The sequence below is a fragment of the Shivajiella indica genome, assembly GCF_042683085.1.
GTDB classification, from domain to species: Bacteria; Bacteroidota; Bacteroidia; order Cytophagales; family Cyclobacteriaceae; genus Shivajiella; species Shivajiella indica.
Map to the genome: position 1 here is coordinate 180,672 of NZ_JBHUIV010000002.1, position 17,533 is coordinate 198,204.

14 protein-coding genes are annotated in these 17,533 nt (G+C 40.4%); 2 read left to right on the forward strand and 12 right to left on the reverse strand.

Features of this window, described 5'->3' with window-relative positions; genetic code table 11:
* Positions 1–103: 103 nt before the first annotated feature.
* Positions 104–1,645 carry an ATP-binding protein gene (locus ACFSKV_RS00800; protein WP_380799628.1) on the forward strand — a complete coding sequence of 514 codons (1,542 nt, stop codon included), beginning with the start codon at positions 104–106 and terminating at the stop codon, positions 1,643–1,645.
* A 793-nt stretch (positions 1,646–2,438) separates the two neighbouring features.
* On the opposite strand, the gene ACFSKV_RS00805 is transcribed toward ACFSKV_RS00800, so the two are convergent.
* The 6 genes from ACFSKV_RS00805 to ACFSKV_RS00830 all read right to left on the reverse strand — a co-directional run bounded on the left by ACFSKV_RS00805 (position 2,439) and on the right by ACFSKV_RS00830 (position 8,081).
* Positions 2,439–3,311: an SMP-30/gluconolactonase/LRE family protein gene (locus tag ACFSKV_RS00805; RefSeq protein ID WP_380799629.1), complete on the reverse strand. Its 873-nt coding sequence runs from the start codon at positions 3,309–3,311 to the stop codon at positions 2,439–2,441.
* A 6-nt stretch (positions 3,312–3,317) separates the two neighbouring features.
* Positions 3,318–4,208 carry a sugar phosphate isomerase/epimerase family protein gene (locus ACFSKV_RS00810; protein WP_380799631.1) on the reverse strand — a complete coding sequence of 297 codons (891 nt, stop codon included), beginning with the start codon at positions 4,206–4,208 and terminating at the stop codon, positions 3,318–3,320.
* Positions 4,209–4,226: 18 nt separating this feature from the next.
* A complete protein-coding gene (locus tag ACFSKV_RS00815) occupies positions 4,227–5,024 on the reverse strand; it encodes an SDR family NAD(P)-dependent oxidoreductase (protein WP_380799632.1) in 798 nt (265 codons plus the stop codon).
* Position 5,025: 1 nt separating this feature from the next.
* Entirely contained in the window at positions 5,026–6,060 is a 1,035-nt protein-coding gene (locus tag ACFSKV_RS00820; protein ID WP_380799634.1) for a zinc-binding dehydrogenase, read from the reverse strand.
* 20 nt (positions 6,061–6,080) lie between these two features.
* Positions 6,081–6,776, reverse strand: coding sequence for an orotidine 5'-phosphate decarboxylase / HUMPS family protein (locus ACFSKV_RS00825; RefSeq protein WP_380799636.1), 696 nt, complete (start codon positions 6,774–6,776; stop codon positions 6,081–6,083).
* 696 nt (positions 6,777–7,472) lie between these two features.
* Positions 7,473–8,081: a hypothetical protein gene (locus tag ACFSKV_RS00830; protein WP_380799638.1), complete on the reverse strand. Its 609-nt coding sequence runs from the start codon at positions 8,079–8,081 to the stop codon at positions 7,473–7,475.
* 299 nt (positions 8,082–8,380) lie between these two features.
* Between ACFSKV_RS00830 and ACFSKV_RS00835 the strand changes: the two genes are divergently transcribed.
* Positions 8,381–9,715, forward strand: a complete 1,335-nt coding sequence (locus ACFSKV_RS00835) for a GntP family permease (RefSeq protein WP_380799640.1) — start codon at positions 8,381–8,383, stop codon at positions 9,713–9,715.
* Between the two features lie 5 nt (positions 9,716–9,720).
* On the opposite strand, the gene ACFSKV_RS00840 is transcribed toward ACFSKV_RS00835, so the two are convergent.
* The 6 genes from ACFSKV_RS00840 to ACFSKV_RS00865 form a co-directional block, all read right to left on the reverse strand.
* Positions 9,721–10,515, reverse strand: coding sequence for an SDR family NAD(P)-dependent oxidoreductase (locus ACFSKV_RS00840; protein ID WP_380799641.1), 795 nt, complete (start codon positions 10,513–10,515; stop codon positions 9,721–9,723).
* Positions 10,516–10,560: 45 nt separating this feature from the next.
* A complete protein-coding gene (locus tag ACFSKV_RS00845; protein ID WP_380799643.1) occupies positions 10,561–11,661 on the reverse strand; it encodes a sugar phosphate isomerase/epimerase family protein in 1,101 nt (366 codons plus the stop codon).
* Positions 11,662–11,686: 25 nt separating this feature from the next.
* The gene (locus ACFSKV_RS00850; protein WP_380799644.1) at positions 11,687–14,236 is read right to left on the reverse strand and encodes a DUF7133 domain-containing protein; all 2,550 of its coding nucleotides are present in this window, start codon (positions 14,234–14,236) and stop codon (positions 11,687–11,689) included.
* Between the two features lie 174 nt (positions 14,237–14,410).
* Positions 14,411–15,493: a dipeptidase gene (locus tag ACFSKV_RS00855; protein ID WP_380799646.1), complete on the reverse strand. Its 1,083-nt coding sequence runs from the start codon at positions 15,491–15,493 to the stop codon at positions 14,411–14,413.
* A 76-nt stretch (positions 15,494–15,569) separates the two neighbouring features.
* Positions 15,570–16,037 carry a RidA family protein gene (locus ACFSKV_RS00860; protein WP_380799647.1) on the reverse strand — a complete coding sequence of 156 codons (468 nt, stop codon included), beginning with the start codon at positions 16,035–16,037 and terminating at the stop codon, positions 15,570–15,572.
* Positions 16,038–16,166: 129 nt separating this feature from the next.
* Positions 16,167–17,483 (reverse strand): gluconate:H+ symporter, encoded by a 1,317-nt coding sequence (locus tag ACFSKV_RS00865; RefSeq protein ID WP_380799648.1) that lies wholly within the window; start codon positions 17,481–17,483, stop codon positions 16,167–16,169.
* Between the last annotated feature and the right edge of the window lie 50 nt (positions 17,484–17,533).

Below are 17,533 nucleotides of genomic sequence, written 5' to 3' on the forward strand. Positions count from 1 at the left end.
TTCATTATTTTGATAATATAAAGATTTTCAGGCTTATAGGTCTTTGTATTGCCGGGGAATAATCCTGAGTATTACATTATTCACCATAATTGCTTTTCAGCTCATGAAGGTTTTTGTAATTATTTCCTGGATTACTGCCATCGGGATTTTCCTTCAAGGTGAAATGACCCAAAAGGACATATTTAACCAAGATTCCCTTTCAAAGGAAAAAGTCAATTTATTGTCTTTAGCCAATTTGGCAGATAGCCTAGGTTTATTTTATGAAAAGTCAGGCCAATTTGGAATGGCAAAGGAGCGATTTCAGGAGGCACTGGTTTACTTTGAGCAGGTAAATGATACCTTGGAAATGGCCAAAACGCATGCCAAGCTTGCTTTGATTTATCATCAGGAAGATGAATTGGGGACGGCTGAATTTCATTTGAAGATTCAAGGTAAACTTGATTCTTTGGCCGAAAATAAGCGCGGAATTGGTTTTTTTTATGATCAAATGGGGGTTTTGAAAAGCAAACAGGGTTTTCAAGAAGAATCATATCCATTTTTTATTAAGGGTTTAAAAATCAGGGAATCATTGAATGATTCCATTGGGATGGGGGAATCCATTTCCCATATTGCCCAACTTCTTTTTGAATTGAGACAGTATCGTGAAGCCATAGGATATGCCTATCGTTTATTGGAAATTGCTAAGGAAGTAAAATCTTTAAAGCTAAAAGAAACAGCCTATTCTTTGCTTTCACGATCTTATGAATCAATGCGTTGGTTTCAAGCTGCACTCGATAACCAAAAGCACCTCAAAATCATTGCAGATTCATTGGCAAGAGGAGAATATTCCAGTTTAGATGCCCATTATCAATCCAAAATTGAATTGCTTGAGCAAAATCACCGTCATGCAATGGCGGAATTGGAAAACTTACCTAGGGCCGAAATTAGTGAGCCAAATAACACGCCTATTTATGCCTTACTAATTACTTTGCTTTTGCTTATTTTCTTATTGATCCTGATTTATTTTCTAAGAAGCAGGAATTTGGAACAGAACGAAGCACTTTCCATTTCCAAAGCTGAATACAAAATGCTTTTGAAGGAAGCTCATGAAAGAATGGAGGAAAGTCTTCAGCTTATCTCCGGTTTGCTGCTGTTACAGGATAAAGATAAAGTTTCGGGAAATGGTTTTGAAGAAGGATATGGAAGGGCCAAAACCGTGGCGCTTCTGGGAAAGAGCCTAAGCCAAAAAGAAAATCTTCCTAAAGTAAATGTTAAAGGCTATCTGCTCAAATTATGTTCAGGGCTATTTAAGACATATCACGTCAAGGAAGACCAGGTGAAGCTGATTTTGGAAATGGGAAATTTGAATTTGGATGCCACTACTATGGTGCCTTTGGCCTTGATTGTTCATGAATTGGTAACCAATAGTCTAAAATATGCATTTCCGGGAGGACAAAAGGGGGAAATAAGAATAGTTTTAAAAGAAAATGAAGGCAAGTTACAGCTTAGCGTAGAAGATGATGGGAAAGGGTTTAATCCTTCAAAGGTAAGACCGGATTCAATTGGATATCAAATCATCCATACCATGGTCAATCAGCTGCAGGGAAAATTGGAAATCATCAATCAGGGAGGAGCGAAAATAAGCATGGAATTTCAGTATCCATAATCCAATGAAAGATTATTTATATAATAATATCAAGTATTTTAGATTTGTGAATAAAGGGCCAAATTTTGTGTATAAACCAAAATATATTGTTGAAAAATTGTTGGTAAATAAATTGCAAAAAAATTGGTTTTCAGGGGTTTGTTAGCGAAATTTGATCATATCAAGTAAGAGATAAAAGATCGAAAGTAAAATTTCGGACTTAATTGAAAATATGCAACAGACAAAGGAGTTTTGACAGCGATGTTCGAAATTTGAGATGGCTTGACCACAGAAGTTTGATTGTTTAGTGGTTCGAAAGAATGCACTTATTTCATTAAGTTTTTTGATTCAGGAAACTGATCAAATGTCATAATAACTGTAGCTTGGCATGAGTTGGTGATTAAGATTATCAGTTCATGAAGCGGGAAATGTTCGAAAGGATATTTCCCGTTTTTGTTTTTAAAATATATTATTTTCATCAACTTATCTATTGGTCAAAAAGCCTTGTTTTTATTTTCCATTTCCTATATGATTTTTCAAATGGAACTACTAACTTCCTTAAAATTTCAAATCCCATGTCAAAGGAAAAAACAGTAAAAAAAGAGGAAAAAAAGAAGCCTGGGAAAAATCTTAAAGAAAAGCGGGCTGAAAAAAAAGCTAAAAAAGAAAGCAAAAAGCGGGAGGGGTAGCAAAAGAATCAGAATTTTGCTGTCCATGGATGACCTTATGGGTGATTTCAAATGTAAGAAACCAAAAAACCCTCTTCAAACAAGAGGGTTTTTCATTTTTGAAAATTGTATCGATCGAATTTGTATTACAATGCACAGCAATTTGGCAAAAATCCAGTCGTATTGGTTTGGATTAAAAAAACATCCCCACTTAATGGAAATTCCTTCAATTGAGATTCATTTAAGTTTTCCCTGGCGGTGGTGACCAAAAGTGTATCCAGTTTTTTCCCACCAAAAGCACATGAAGTAATATGGGGTACAGGTAAATGGATTTTTTCAATCAATTTGCCACTCATTGGATCCCATCGGTAAACGCCAGACCCGCCATAATGGGCAATCCATAATTTGCCTTCCTGATCAATGCACATTCCATCCGGCGTTCCCAGAGAATCAGGGATTTCAATGGCATTCCGGTCAAATTGGATTTCACCCTGTTCCAAATCAAAATGATAAGCTTTTACCTTTTGGGTTGGACTATCAATAAAATATAGGGTTTTATTGTTTCTGGTCCATGCCATTCCATTTGAAATAGTAATTTGGTCCAAATGTTTCTGAACCCTTAGGTTCTGATCCAGGCTATACAATGAACCTGCTCCCTGTTTGAATTTTAAATTCATGGAGCCTATCCACAAGCGGCCAAATGCATCACATTTCCCGTCATTTAGCCGGTTTCCTGAAAGACTATCTTCAATGGATACCAGCCAATCCAGGGTTTCTGTTTCCAGATTAAACCTTGCAATGTTAAGGTCTAATGCCAATATCAAATGATCCTCCTTTCCTTCCAGTACCAAACTGATCCGATGGGTAAAACTCCATGTTTTCACCTTTCGCTTGTCCATTGAATACTCGAAAAGAGTGCCTGTTTCAATATCCACCCAGAAAAAGCTATTTCTCTGTGCATGCCAGTAAGGCCCCTCTCCCAATATACATTGTGAGCTGTATAAATGAATTGCTTCCATATTCTATTATTTTCTTGGCCAGTATTGGTCTATTTTTTTCCTTAAAAAGGAAACGCTTCTTTTCAGTTGGTCCATCCCATCAACTCCGTCTTCGATGCTGATCCATCCGTCAAAGCCTACTCTTTTCAATTCTGTAAATATGGCGTCATAGTCATTCAATCCTTTGCCAATTTCTCCATGGCTCAATCTTTTAGCATATCCGATAGCGCCATCTTCCTCTTTTCGGAGATCCTCAATGGTACCATACTTTAGATACCTGTCACTCGCGTGCATGGTTACTACTCTATGGGAGACTTTTTTCAGTAATTCCAAAGGGTCCTCTCCTGCTAAAAAAGTATTGCTGGGATCATAATTGACCCCGAAATTGGGATGGTCAATGCTATCTACCAGCAAACAAAAAACATCCATCTGCTGGGCGAATTCCGGATATTCCCAAAAATCATCTTTGTAGTGATTTTCCAATATCAAAGTGATACTTCTTTCTCTGGCATAGTTCAGGCAATGCTGTATACTTTCGGCTGCTAATTTCACTCCTTCCTGAATGGAAAGTCCAGGCCTTCTTTGACCTGAAAGTACCCGGCAAAAAGACCCGCCCAAGACGTAGGTCATGTCAATCCAATACTTTTGTTTTTCGATTTCCTTTTTTCTGAAAGCTTTATTGGGATGGGTGAAATCCGGAGAACAGCACATCATGGGAATTACTTTGCCATTGTCTTCAACCATTTTCCTGAATATAGGCCATTTTTTTGAATCCTGCATTTCAAGAAATCCCGCATACCATTCCAAGCCTTCTATATCCAGCTTGCAGGCCATGTCAATCCAATTGGCCAATTTCATGCTTCCATCCTTGCATAGCGCATGCATAAATGCTTTTGGAAAAGCAGCTAATTTGGGCATAGTGTTGTGATATTTCGGTTATTTACCATGTATGGTGGAGGCGTCTTTGGGAGCATTCCTTCCCATTAAGGGGTGTTGTTCAAGATCAACTACCTGTCCACTGATAGGTCCACTTTCATCTGCCAGCCAATACACCGCAGCTGCTGCGATTTCAGAGGGCCAAAGTATTCTTCCTGATGGGGCGTACATGGCAGGTATTTCTTCATACCAGTTTTCAGACAGACCATGTTGCTTTTTTCTGATCATTTCCCTTTCGGTCAGCACCCACCCAGGATTGATCTGGTTCACCCGCACCCCATGGGTTCTGGGGAGTACATCTCCCAAATTCCTTGTTAATGTCATCAAAGCCCCTTTGGATACGCTATAAGCCAATAAATTGGGTTCACCGCTCCAGGCATTTACCGAACCAATATTCAGTACCACTCCTTTTGATCTTTCCAAATAAGAGAGTGCTGACTTTATCAAAAGAAAAGGAGCAATGCTGTTGATGTCCAAAACTTTTCTAAGAAATTCTTTATCTGTGGAGTTTATATCAGAACTGACAATCCAAGCGGCGTTATTAACCAATGCATCAAGCTTTCCCCAGGTTTTCACTGCCAAATCAACTAATCTTTGGGGGGTGCCATCATTATTGAGGTCTTCCACAAGCAAAACGGTTCTTTCACTGCCAAACTCCTCTATTGCCTGAATCCCTAAATCTTCCTCCAGTCCATGGACCACTACCTTGGCCCCCTCTGCCAATACAGCTTTTGCAATGGCCTTTCCAATCCCGGTAGTACTTCCGGTTACTATAATTACTTTGTCTTTTAACCTCATGCTAAACAGGCTTTAATACACTTTTCACCACTTTTCCTTCATGCATCAATTCGAAGGCTTTTTTCCATTCTGTTATTGGCCATACTCCACCTATGATTGGCTTTACATTCAATGCTCCGCTTGCCAAAAGACCTATAACTTTTTCCCAAATAGGCCAATTATGACTAAAGCTTCCCTGAAGCCTGACATTTTTCTGCACGATAGGATCTAAGGAGAAATTACAGGGCTGAGGTCCCCAACCGACTTTTGTGATCTGACCATTTGGACGGACCAAATCCATGGCAATTTTCAAAGTGGGACTTACCCCTGCGGCGTCCACAATCAGATCTGCACCTAGTCCATCCCTTTTTTTTGACCATTCCATCGCTGCATCACCAATCAGCGGGTCACATCCATATCCTTTTGCGATTTCCAATCTTGATTTATCTTTTTCCAGGCCCAAAATCCCTACTTCTGCCCCACAAAGTCTTGCTACTGCTGCACATAGAATACCAATGGTGCCTGGCCCGATTATCAAAACCCTGTCTCCAGGTTTAACATTGGAATTACCGACAACAGCATTATAAGCGACGCTGCAGGGCTCTGTGAGACAGGCTTCCTCAAAACCCAGTTGTTCAGGAACGTGGTGAAGGCACCTGGAAGGAACGCGGACAAACCTGGTCATGGCCCCATTAACTCCATATCCAAAACCCTTTCTTGTCGGATCCAGATTATACAGCCCAGTCCTGCTCATTGGATTAAGGGAATCAATCACAGCTGCTGTTTCACTGACTACTCTTTCTCCCACTTTCCATCCCTTTACCCTACTTCCCAAGGCAGCGATTTTTCCTCCAAATTCATGACCCAGTACTACGGGATAATTCACAGGCCAACTATGGTCCGAAGTCCATTGATGTAGATCACTTCCGCATACGCCTACATTTTCAACCTCCAATAAAATATCTTCTTCACCAATTTCAGGAATGGGGATTTCCCTTAATTCTACTGAACCTTTGGGTTCAGCGTAGTTAACTACTGCTACGGATTTATCAGACATGTTTTTGTTTAAGTTAGGGTTTAATCAAAGTTTTCCTGACTATGAATTGCCTCACAAATTTTTCTTAGGGATGACTCCAGGTCTCCATTGGCAGTTTTAAAAGCTTCTGCGTCAATAGTCAGGGGAGCGCCCAATACTACCAATGGAGCCCCCAGTCGTGGGCATTGAATAGCCTGCTCCAAACTCAAGCCACCAACAGCCTGTACAGGTATTTTCACAGCTTTCACTACTTCCCGCAATTGATCTAGGGGGCTGGGCATAGGTTTTCCCGAAGCTGCTATTCCCCTTCTTTCATCATAACCAATGTGGTGGATAACATAATCACAACCCAAATCCTCGAGTAATTTTGCTCCTTCCACCATATCCGGACAGCCCAGGTTATCTCCCATTACCTCAATCCCATAATCTTTGCCTGCTTTGACCACACACTTGATAGTTTCAACATGTGCTCTCGCCATTACCACTACATGGGTAGCACCTGCCTTTGCCATCATTGCTGCTTCAAGATATCCTCCATCCATTGTTTTGAGGTCAGCGACAATGGGCACTTTAGGGAAAGCCTCCCTTAATTTTCGGACGCCATGAAGACCCTCTGCAAGGATCAGGGGGGTGCCGGCTTCCAGCCAATCTACTCCTGCTCTTAGGGCCATAGCTGCAGTTTCCAGAGCCTCATCGATATTTGTGAGGTCCAAAGAGATTTGTACAATTGGTTTCATAAGCGCTCCCGGATTTTAAAAAGGCAATATCCAAGGTAGGATTTTGTTTCCTTATTTTCAAAAAGAAGCATAATAAAATCAATAGTGTTCAGGGTCAAGATTTTAACTTAAAACAAGCATTCTTATATGAGATATTTACGCTGAATAAAAATTGCCTTGCCCTTCCCATATAGCTTAAAACAATGCAATTTATATGTATCAAATGGTAGGTTTTTACTTAATAAATTGTGGATAATTGAAAATATTCTGTGGAAATATTGTTGATAAAAAAAAATTATAAATAATTGTTTATCAGCATTTTAATTACGTATTTTGATAATACCAAATGAGAGATAAAAGATTCGAAAGTAACATTTCGGACTTTGGGTGATGAAGGCAAGATAAAGTACTATGGAGCTAGAGCCCTAGGGTAGACAGTTTAAATCGGGAGACCGAATAGTACTTTATCCTTTTCCATCTTGTAACAATGCTGGACAAAGGTTTATTATCTAAAGTTGTGCTATCCGGGTAACTGGATGGATGATCACAATAACTGTAATTTGGCGTAAGTTAATGGTTACGGCTTTTAACAAACGAAGCGGGAAGCATTTCAAAGTTGCTTCCCGCTTTTGTTTTTTCATTTAAGTATTTTTGAAAAGGTCATATATGCTTCTTTATACCTAATGTTCCCCCGTACGTTGTCTTCATAAAGAATCTTTATTGTAAGTTTTCAAGAACTTTTTCCAGTTCTTCCCAAGTCAGACCTTTCAGACTTTCAAAATCTAATCTTGAACTTTCTGAACCATAAAGGATAACCAATCTTATATCAATCTCTCCTCCACCAAAGGAAGGGGCTAAATTATCTGAATCATAAGCCCATAATTGTAAGTTACCAGGGTTTTCGGTTGAAAAATTGGAATAAATGAACAACAAATTAGCGGTCCAATCACCAAAATTAAAAGAAAAAGGTAAGGGACTCCAAATACTTAAAATCCCATCTTCAGCAATCCTTGCGAAAGCTAATACAGCACCATTCGAAGTAACATCAGTTGTGATTTCTGGAATTGACTTTTCATAAATTAAGGAATATCCGGGTTCTCCTTCCTCCCCCAAAGCAGCCCAACCTTCTGTGGTAGTCCTAAAGGTTACAATATCGAACTGGCCCAATCCCGGAACACCTTGCTCTCCCTGTGGTCCCTGTGGTCCTTGTTGACCCTGTGGACCGGCAGGGCCTTGCGGTCCTTCTGGACCCTCACAGGACAAAGAAAATATCACAAAAAAGGTCAATAACCCCTGCCATTTAGTCAAATTTTTTATGTTTTTCATGTGAATTAAGATTAAAGTCGCTTGTTAAATTTAAATATTTTCCCGGTATAATGGAAAGTTTATTCCAGGTTAATTTTGGGGGATTTAAAAAGTTTCAAAAGTTGTATTTTAAAATCTATTCCTGCTTAATTTAGTAGAAATTTTTTTTCAGGAATTAGGTAGTTTAATAGACCATTAATTTCCCATTTTGGGGCTTTTATAAAAAAAATCCAACCCATTAAGTTGAATTCGGTCTGAAAATTTTCGAGTCTGTTCAAAGATTAATTATATTGGAACAATACCTCAACTATAAACCCGGAATGATACTTATTCTTACTATACTCCTAGCTTTGGCTATCATTTTACTTGCAATTGTAAAATTTGATATCCATCCGTTTTTAGCCCTTTTTGTTACAGCTATTTTATATGGACTGCTTTCCGGAATGTCAGGGGATATGATCATCAAATCCATTTCTGAGGGATTTGGAGGGGTTTTGGGAAGTATAGGTTTGTTGATTTTATTGGGAGTATTTCTGGGTACCTTTTTGGAAAAGACAGGAGGTGCAATTGTGATCGCTGAAAAAATCCTTTCATGGATTGGGAAGAAATCAGTAACAAAAGCGATGCTGCTCAGTGGCTATGTCTTATCCATACCTGTATTTGGTGACAGCACCTTTATCATGCTGAACCCTATCAGTAAATCTTTGTCCCTCAAAGGAAAAGTTCCTTATGCCGCTACCACCATTGCAGTTGCTTTGGGTGCTACCGCTTCCCATTCTCTGGTTCCCCCAACACCTGGCCCTATAGCTACTGCAGGGATTTTGGAAGCGGATTTGGGTATGGTGATTTTTTGGGGACTGATCATAAGTTTGATCACCTTGATTCCAAGTTATTATTTCATTAAAAAAGTGGCCTATCAAATTTCCCTAACGCCAACACTTGCCTCTGTGGATAAAGAAAAAGACAACAGGAAATATCCAAGTGCTTTTTCCTCCTTTTTACCTGTCATTTTACCCTTGACTTTGATAGTCCTGGCATCAATAGCCAAATACCCGTCCCAACCCTTTGGAGATGGCATTTTCACCACCATTATCACCTTTCTAGGTAGTCCGGTCATTGCCTTATTACTGGGAGTATTCCTTTCGTTTACTTTACCCGATAAATTCGACAGAAAACTACTGTCTTCTTCAGGATGGATCGGTGAAGCCATTTTAATTGCTGCCCCGGTAATCCTGATTACAGGAGCAGGAGGTGTATTCGGGAAAATGCTTCAAAATTCAGGAATTGGGGATTTGGTAAGTAACCATATGGGAAATGCAAGCTGGGGAATATTCCTCCCTTTTATTATTGCCTTTTCATTGAAAACAGCCCAAGGCTCATCAACAGTTGCCATGATCACCACTGCCTCGATAGTAGCCCCCTTATTAAGCTCATTGGGTCTGGATTCAGAATCCATGAGGGTATTTGCGGTGTTGGCAACGGGGGCGGGGGCCATAGCCATATCTCATGCCAATGACAGTTTTTTCTGGGCTGTAACCCAACTTTCCGGACTGAAAATCAGTGAAGGGAATAAGACCCATAGCTTAGGAACGATAATTATGTCATTCACAGCTATTGCCTTGATTTTTATCATTACCCAAGTATTCTATTCCTGATAAATTTATCTGGCTGTCCAGCCACCGTCTACAGTAATCATGGAACCTACCATATAGGTTCCTGCATCACTGGCTAAGAGCAGTGCGGCTCCCTGTATTTCCTGAAGTTTTCCCCATCTTCCCAATGCTGTTGCTCCAACTACGAACTTTTTTCCCTCTTCAGTATCTGCAATAGGCAGGTTCATTTCTGTAAGGAACGGACCAGGACAGATCGCATTCACATTAATATTGAATGGAGCCAATTCCAAGGCCAAAGCACGGGTCATCTGAACTACAGCCCCTTTACTTGAAGTATAAGGAGTCCGGTTTGACAACCCTACCAATCCAAGGGTACTGGCCAAGTTTATGATACTACCTTTATTGGCTTTTTTCATAAATGGGGCAACTGCCCGGCTACAAAGCCAGGTTCCGGTCACATTGGTGTCCATGACCTTTTGAAAATCCTCCAAACTGAGCTCATTGATTCCCCCTCTGATATTGATACCAGCACTGTTTATGAGAATATCTATTCTCCCAAATTCCTCCATAGCTTTTTCAGCCATGGCCTCAGCTTGCTCTTCCACACTCACGTCTGCCTGAAAATAAATTACCTTAACCCCATAAGCCTCAGCCAATTCTTTGGCTGATTTTTCACCTTCTTCTTTATTTCTGCTTACAAGCATAAGATTTGCACCTGCTGAGGCAAGCCCGGCACCCATGGCCAACCCGAGTCCTTTGGAACCTCCAGTGATGATGGCAGCTCTTCCTGTTAGGTTAAATAGACGGATTCCAGGCAGTTCACTTATTTCTGTATTTTTCATTTTTAAGGCTTTGATTGAAAAGATATTTTAAAAAGGGATTTTCCCTTAAATCAATTTTAAATTGTTTCTGCTATATTCCAGACATTGTAAGATATGTTCCTCTTCCAATGCAAGCTGGGCTTCATTACTCAAATTACTGATGGTTGGTAAAGAACCCGGATAGGATTTTTCCTTTACTATGTTGATGATGTTTGCCAAATCTTTGGCAGGCAGATCTTGGAATGTAGCCCAATATTTTTCTTTTAAATAGGGTATTTCAAGAGGATCCCTAGTGATCATTTCCAGGTTAAACTTAATCCCGGGGTTATATTTTCGAAGTATTTCCACAGCTTGTCCCAGGTCAACCACCCCTTTTCCAAGAGGGACTTCTGAAAGCAAAAATCCATTGTCATTGGCCTTTACTCCCATGTCTTTGATATGGGTAGAAAACGCATAAGGTGCTAAAGTCCGGATGACATAAGTCGGGTCCTCCAATAGGGAAATATTATTCCCGAAATCTAATGTTACCCCAACCCATTCACTGTCCATTAACTTTATAAGTTCAACCATTTCCTCTGCCCTCCAATCTTTATGGTTCTCTACAGCTAATTTCATTTTATGCTTTTTGACAATCTCTTTGGCCCATTGAAGAGATTGGATGGAACTATTTCGGAAAGCCTCAAATTCTTCTGCGGAATTAAAAGTTTCATACCGTCTTCCCCCAAGACAAACAGTTCTTAAAATGCTGATTCCGGCAGCTTTTGCTTGGATGACCTGATTTTCAAAATTTTCAAGATCTGATTCTGATTTTGGAAGGCCAATGCTTCCTTCCAAAAAAAGCCCAAGAGTTTCACTTTTTTGTCTGATTTCAGTCGCAAATTCCCGGGTCCAGCCATTTACGCCTACCTGTATTCCTCCAGCATTGATGGAATGACAATGTTCTAATAATTGCATGGCATTGGTAAATGGTGGATAAACTGGACTGTTTGCCTTGGAATTCCACCTTAGACCATATGAGTGCACTACTATTCCCATACGTTCCCCTTTGAGTATTTCCGGGTATGAAGGAAGAGGAAAATGTAAGGCCAAACCAAACAATCCAGCAGTATAAAGAAACTTTCTTCTACCTGTGGTTACTGTATATTGATTTTCGTGGGCTGGGTTCATTGTCTAAGGTAAAGTAAAGTTTTTTTTATTTAGGTTTCTCTAAAGATAGGGATTCCATATGTTTATTTAATTCATCAACATTCCAAGGATATACCCTGCCCTGGGAGGTATGCCTGGTGGTAGATACGGTTCTACCGCTAATTGCCGGAGCCTGATTTCCCCATTCATTCCGAATATAGGTAAGGATGGCAGCTATACTGGCATCATCCATGGTGGAATGGGAAGGCATCACCGGTAGGATTTCAGGGGAATCGTAGGTCTTTCCAGAAACTTCTATCGGTCCTTCTATACCATGTAATATGATCAAGGATAACCTGATTTCGTTGTCTGTTACCCAGTCCGATCCAGCTAGTGGGGGCCCCATCCTATTCACTCCTGTGCCATCCGACCCATGACAACCTGCACAGCTGGCTAAATATTTCTGTCTTCCTATAGCAAATTGCTTCAGTTCATTTTCATTTAAGCTTACTGCAAGCATTTCGCTGCTATGTGGGGTATGCCCCGGCCAGGAAAACATCCTTTTCAGCATTTGAACTTTGTTGGCAGGCAAAGGCAGGTCTTGGTTTTGAAAAAGTGGGGGAATTTGCCTGTAGGTTAAAAGTCCCAGATTTTTATTTTCTGCTGCCTGTATGGCCATACTGTTGAGGGTAACTTTTGTTTTCCAGTCTCCGGAATTTATCGGCTTTTCAAGCAAATTTACCAAACTTTTTATTTCTTCCCGGTCCTGCTTTTTGATGACCGAAGTGGTAAGCATTTCCAGAAATATTTCTTTATCTGCGCTGCTTTTTGACCAACTGTCTTCATTCCATAAATAGGTGAGAAATTTGAATTCCCTATTACTCAAACTGCTCATCACGGCATCCCGGATAAGTGCTTCCTCTCCAAACTTCTCCATAATGGTTTTTAAGATAAAAAATGAACTTTCATCATCCAGAAGATATGCGCTCAATGCATATTGAAGTCCTTTTTGTTTCCCTATTTTTGCAACAGTCGAAACCATATATTCTTGAAGTTCTAAAAGGTTAGCTTCATTTTCGGAAATTTGATTTTCTAGAAGTCGCAGAGCAGTATTGCTGATCCATGGAGATGGATCTGACAGGAGTCCAAAAAGGAAGTCAAACTCAAGGGCATTTAACCCTTCAAGTGCCCATAGGGCGTGATATCTTCCTAGTTCGTTATTTCCATTTTTTACTTTTTCCATTAATAATGGAACAGCGGATTTATCATTTCTTTCCACAATCAGGCGTTGTGCCATATCCCTTTGCCAACCAATATCATGTGAAAGTCGGGAGATCAGATTTTCTGTGCTTTCTTTCGATAAAGCTGGGGTCGGAGATGGTTTCCATTTTTTCGGAACAATTCTCCATATCCTTCCCATGTGTATGGGTAAGACCAAGTCCTTTTTTAAGGTTTGTTCTCTTAAGTAAGGAGTGACATAAGACCCATGCTGTATAAGCCCACGGTACATATCGGCGACATACATAGCACCATCCGGTCCTATAGTTAAGTGGACAGGCCTGAATCGCTCATCAGTGGAGGCAAGGAATTCCCTCCCTGAATTTGGGTCGAACGCTTCCAAAATAATTCCAGCTTCCTTGACCACATTTCTTTTGATCAGATTTCCTGCAGGTTCACAGACAAAAGCATTGCCATAATACTCCTTTGGAAAAAGATTACTTCTAAATACCAAAGGCGAACATGCTGCCGTAAATTCCAATAATTTTCCATCTTTATCCAAAGTACCTGGGATATACCCACGATTGACAGCCAAATTTGGCCTGATAGGAAATATTTTTCTATCAAGGGTCAAACCATGGTCAATCCCTGAGGAAGGAACATGGTTTACATTTCTTCCAAGGTTATTCGGAGGTACTAAATCGGCATGTAGCTGGGACCAGTTGTAATTGTAAAAGAGCCTCCCAAAATCGTCTTGACTCATTCCGTACTGCCCCCTTGCTTCTGTAATGTCCCTTAGCCATTCCCCATTGACCTGTTTATACCTTAACTTGGATTTGGCATTGTAATACCAATTGTCAATATTCCTCAAAAGTCCATTGTCTGAATGCTCCGGAATCCCATTTTGAGCATAGGTAGAATCAAAAAGTTCCTTGGTATCGGCAAGCAAATCCCCATTCAGGTCATAGGTAATCCAGAGAGCATTATTTTCTGCCACCAGGGCTCCTCCTTTTATCAGTCCTAATGCCCTTGGCATGATCAAGCTGTCCAGGTAAATGGTGCTTTTGTCCATCATACCATCCCCATTACTGTCCTCTAAAATGGATATTCTCCCTAAAGGCTGTGATTCTCCTTCTCCCTCAATGTCCGGCATAAAACTTCGCATCTCCACTACCCATAACCTTCCATCTTCGTCAAAAGCGATGAAAATGGGATCCTGTACTAAGGGTTCAGTTGCCACCAACTGGACTTCAAAGCCCTTTTCTATCTGAAATGTTTTGAGACTTTCCTTTGGACTTTTTGGTGGGGAAGGGGCATTTCCATCAATGGATTTTTCCTTTGCACATGAAAAAATCAAGGCCGAAAGCATTAGGAGAAGCAACAACCGCGGGATTTTCATCTTTCGGTTAAATTAATAGGTTACTAAGGGTTTTAGTCAGTTTGGATCCTTTTTTTAGGTCCAAACACAGTTTCCCTTAATTTGGCACATATTCCTGAAATGCACAAAATAGATTTACAGAAACGGCTAATTTATTGATTCATAATATGATCTGAACAGCTGATTTCCGATTTATTAGACGCTGTCTGAATTCCAGGCCTTTCGTAAAAAACGTAACCAGTTACCAAACATCACTTTTTCAATTTCCTTTGATGTGTAACCTCTTTTAGAAAGAAGTGAAGGGATTTTTTGAAGGTCGGAGATGCTGTCCAGGTCATAGGGACATTGCTCTTTTCCAAAAGCACCATCAAGGTCTGAACCGATACCGATATGGTCTGCATTGCCTGCTATTTGACAGATATGATCCATATGGTCAATCATCTTTTCTAGATTGCATTCCATTTTTAAAGGGTCAGATTTGCCTCTTTCCCAATCTGGAACCATCATCCAAGCATCTAATGCACCTCCGATAACTGAGCCTCTTTCAATCAGCACTTTTATTTGGTCATCGGAAAATTGCCGGTTATGATTGACCAGACTCCTGCAATTGTTATGGCTTGCCCAAACATGTCCTTGAAAATGATCCATGGCCTGCCAAAAAGCATCATCGCACAGATGGGTTGCATCCAAAATGATATTCAGCCTTTCCATTTCTTTTAATAAGTCCAAGCCTTTTTGTCCCATTTTTCCACTTGCATCTGTACCGTTGGCATACCTTCCAGGGCCATAATGGGCAGGACCCAAAGCCCTTAATCCATATTCATATGCCTTTTCCAAATAAGAAAGATTAACAAGGGAATCAGCACCTTCGAGAGAAAGAAGGTAGCCAATGGGTTTGGTCGACCAGGGAAGTTCATGTAACCATAGATGTAAATGTTTTTCAAGACTATCCAGATTGCTTATTTGCACCATCTCACCCAGATCTTCCATTGATTTGTACCAAGCCAATTGACCCTGGGTTTGTGCCCATGCCTGTTCAGGTGAATTCCATCCTGGCAAAGGGTTGTCTTTATCCACAAATCTTGCTATCTGGGTGGCCACCACAAGCCCTATATTTCCTTTCCTGAGTTCCGGCAAACTTACAGTTGCGTTTCCTCTATCAGGCTTGTCTTTTAATCCTTTCTCTCTTTTGTTGATCTCTGTGATGGGCTTTCTTAAATCCCTGTTCCATTCCAGGGCATTCATGCTGAGATCAAGATGGGCATCAATGGTGAACATAAAAATTTTCAATTATCAATTACCAATATTCAATTACCAATATTCAATTACCAAAAGATTTTATTTGAGTTTGATGTTAAATATCCAATTCGAAAAGGGCCTCAATTTCTACCGGAATATTGTCTGGTAAGGACCCCATGCCCACGGCACTTCTCACACCGATTCCATTTTCCTCCCCCCAGACAGCGGCAAAAAGTTCACTACATCCATTAATTACATATGGATGTCTTTCAAAATCAGGGGTGCAGTTCACCATTCCTAATACTTTTATTACCCGCTTGATCTTATTCAAGGAGCCAATATTGGCTTTGATGGTAGCGAGCATAGCCAGCCCTACCTGTCTGGCAGCCATTTTTCCGGCTTCAATATCCATATCTTCCCCTATTCGCCCAATGATTAAGGAACCGTCAGCCTGAACTGTACCATGCCCTGATAAATAGAGGTATTTCCCATCGATCAGGCAAGGCTTATATACGCCCAACGGTTTTGGCGCAGGGGGTAAGTTAAGGCCTAAACCTGCAAAATTTTCTTCAGCTGTATTCATTTTTTCTGGTTATCAATTTAGATGTTTGAATTCTGTAAAGAAATAAAATTGTTTCAAGAGACCTGATTTTCCAATTAGTGATAGCTAAAGAAAGGTACTTTGAAAGAGTTTGGTGTTCTTTGTTTGGTTTCATGAAATAATCAGATCCAATACCATCACTCCCAATAAACCCACTACAGCCACTATGGTTTCCATTAATGACCATGATTTGATTGTGTCTTTGACACTGACATTGAAATATTCCTTATACAGCCAAAAACCACCGTCATTAAAATGAGAAAACATCAGGCTTCCTGCCCCTATTGACAATACCAAAAGGTTAGGATCAACATTTCCGCTCATGACAATCGGGGCAATAATCCCGGCTGTAGTAAGGCCAGCAACAGTGGCAGAACCTACACATACTCTGATGATTGCTGTGATGGTCCATGCCAATACCAAAGGGTGAACATCCCATCCCTGAAGGGAATCCGCAATAGTTTGGCTAACACCGGAGTCCATCAATACTTGTTTCAATGCACCCGCACCGGCAATGATCAGCACAATCATTGCGACATCTTTGGAAGCGACCACATAGAGATCCATCAGATCGGCAATTTTTGATTTCATATGGATCCCTAATGTGTAGGTAGCGATCAATAGGGAAATCAACATCACCATGCCAGGGTCCCCAACAAATTTGATATAAGGTAGCAACCAATGGCCTTCTGTCATTTGAAAGGTTAGAATCGTGGTGCCAATCAGAAGAAAAACTGGGAAAAGAGCCGAAAAGAAACTGTTGAATTTTCCTGGCAATTCTTCTTCGGGTTTGGGTTGGGCCTGGAAAGTTTCTAAGGGTTTGGCATCAATTTTTTTAAGGAATTTTGCAAAGAATGGCCCAGCAACAATAATAGTAGGAATAGCAATGATCAGCCCATATACCAAGGTTAAACCCATATTGGCTCCGAATTGGGCTACCAGTGCAGCAGGGGAAGGATGTGGTGGAAGAAATCCATGGGTAACTGAAAGCGCAGCCAATAATGGCATTCCAACATAGACAGCCGGAAGTTTAAATCTATATGAAACAGTAAAGACCAAAGGTACCAATAAGACAAATCCAACATTGTAAAATAATGGGATACCCACTACCAAACCGGTCACCATCATTGCCCAGGTTACATTTTTTACTCCAAAAATAGACATGAGCACATCGGAGATCCTTTGGGCTGCACCACTTTCCGCAACAAGTTTTCCCAGCATTGCCCCCATTACAATCACTATGACCAGATCTCCCAATAAGCCCCCTATTCCTTTTTGGACTGAGCCGGCAATCTGTTCAGCCGGAATCCCCAATAAAAATCCTGCAAGAATGGAGGAAATCAAAAAAGCAATAAAAGGATTGAACTTCAGCCAGGTGATCAAGACTATCAATACCAGAATGCTGATCAATACAAATACAAGGGTCATAGGTCAGGTTTGGGTTAAACAACCAATTTAAAGAATTAATCCTAATTGAT

Excerpts from the sequence above, each read along its gene's own strand:
- ACFSKV_RS00800 (WP_380799628.1), top strand. The coding sequence starts at position 104 with ATGAAGGTTTTTGTAATTATTTCCTGGATTACTGCCATCGGGATTTTC.
- ACFSKV_RS00805 (WP_380799629.1), bottom strand. The coding sequence starts at position 3,311 with ATGGAAGCAATTCATTTATACAGCTCACAATGTATATTGGGAGAGGGG.
- ACFSKV_RS00810 (WP_380799631.1), bottom strand. The coding sequence starts at position 4,208 with ATGCCCAAATTAGCTGCTTTTCCAAAAGCATTTATGCATGCGCTATGC.
- ACFSKV_RS00815 (WP_380799632.1), bottom strand. The coding sequence starts at position 5,024 with ATGAGGTTAAAAGACAAAGTAATTATAGTAACCGGAAGTACTACCGGG.
- ACFSKV_RS00820 (WP_380799634.1), bottom strand. The coding sequence starts at position 6,060 with ATGTCTGATAAATCCGTAGCAGTAGTTAACTACGCTGAACCCAAAGGT.
- ACFSKV_RS00825 (WP_380799636.1), bottom strand. The coding sequence starts at position 6,776 with ATGAAACCAATTGTACAAATCTCTTTGGACCTCACAAATATCGATGAG.
- ACFSKV_RS00830 (WP_380799638.1), bottom strand. The coding sequence starts at position 8,081 with ATGAAAAACATAAAAAATTTGACTAAATGGCAGGGGTTATTGACCTTT.
- ACFSKV_RS00835 (WP_380799640.1), top strand. The coding sequence starts at position 8,381 with ATGATACTTATTCTTACTATACTCCTAGCTTTGGCTATCATTTTACTT.
- ACFSKV_RS00840 (WP_380799641.1), bottom strand. The coding sequence starts at position 10,515 with ATGAAAAATACAGAAATAAGTGAACTGCCTGGAATCCGTCTATTTAAC.
- ACFSKV_RS00845 (WP_380799643.1), bottom strand. The coding sequence starts at position 11,661 with ATGAACCCAGCCCACGAAAATCAATATACAGTAACCACAGGTAGAAGA.
- ACFSKV_RS00850 (WP_380799644.1), bottom strand. The coding sequence starts at position 14,236 with ATGAAAATCCCGCGGTTGTTGCTTCTCCTAATGCTTTCGGCCTTGATT.
- ACFSKV_RS00855 (WP_380799646.1), bottom strand. The coding sequence starts at position 15,493 with ATGTTCACCATTGATGCCCATCTTGATCTCAGCATGAATGCCCTGGAA.
- ACFSKV_RS00860 (WP_380799647.1), bottom strand. The coding sequence starts at position 16,037 with ATGAATACAGCTGAAGAAAATTTTGCAGGTTTAGGCCTTAACTTACCC.
- ACFSKV_RS00865 (WP_380799648.1), bottom strand. The coding sequence starts at position 17,483 with ATGACCCTTGTATTTGTATTGATCAGCATTCTGGTATTGATAGTCTTG.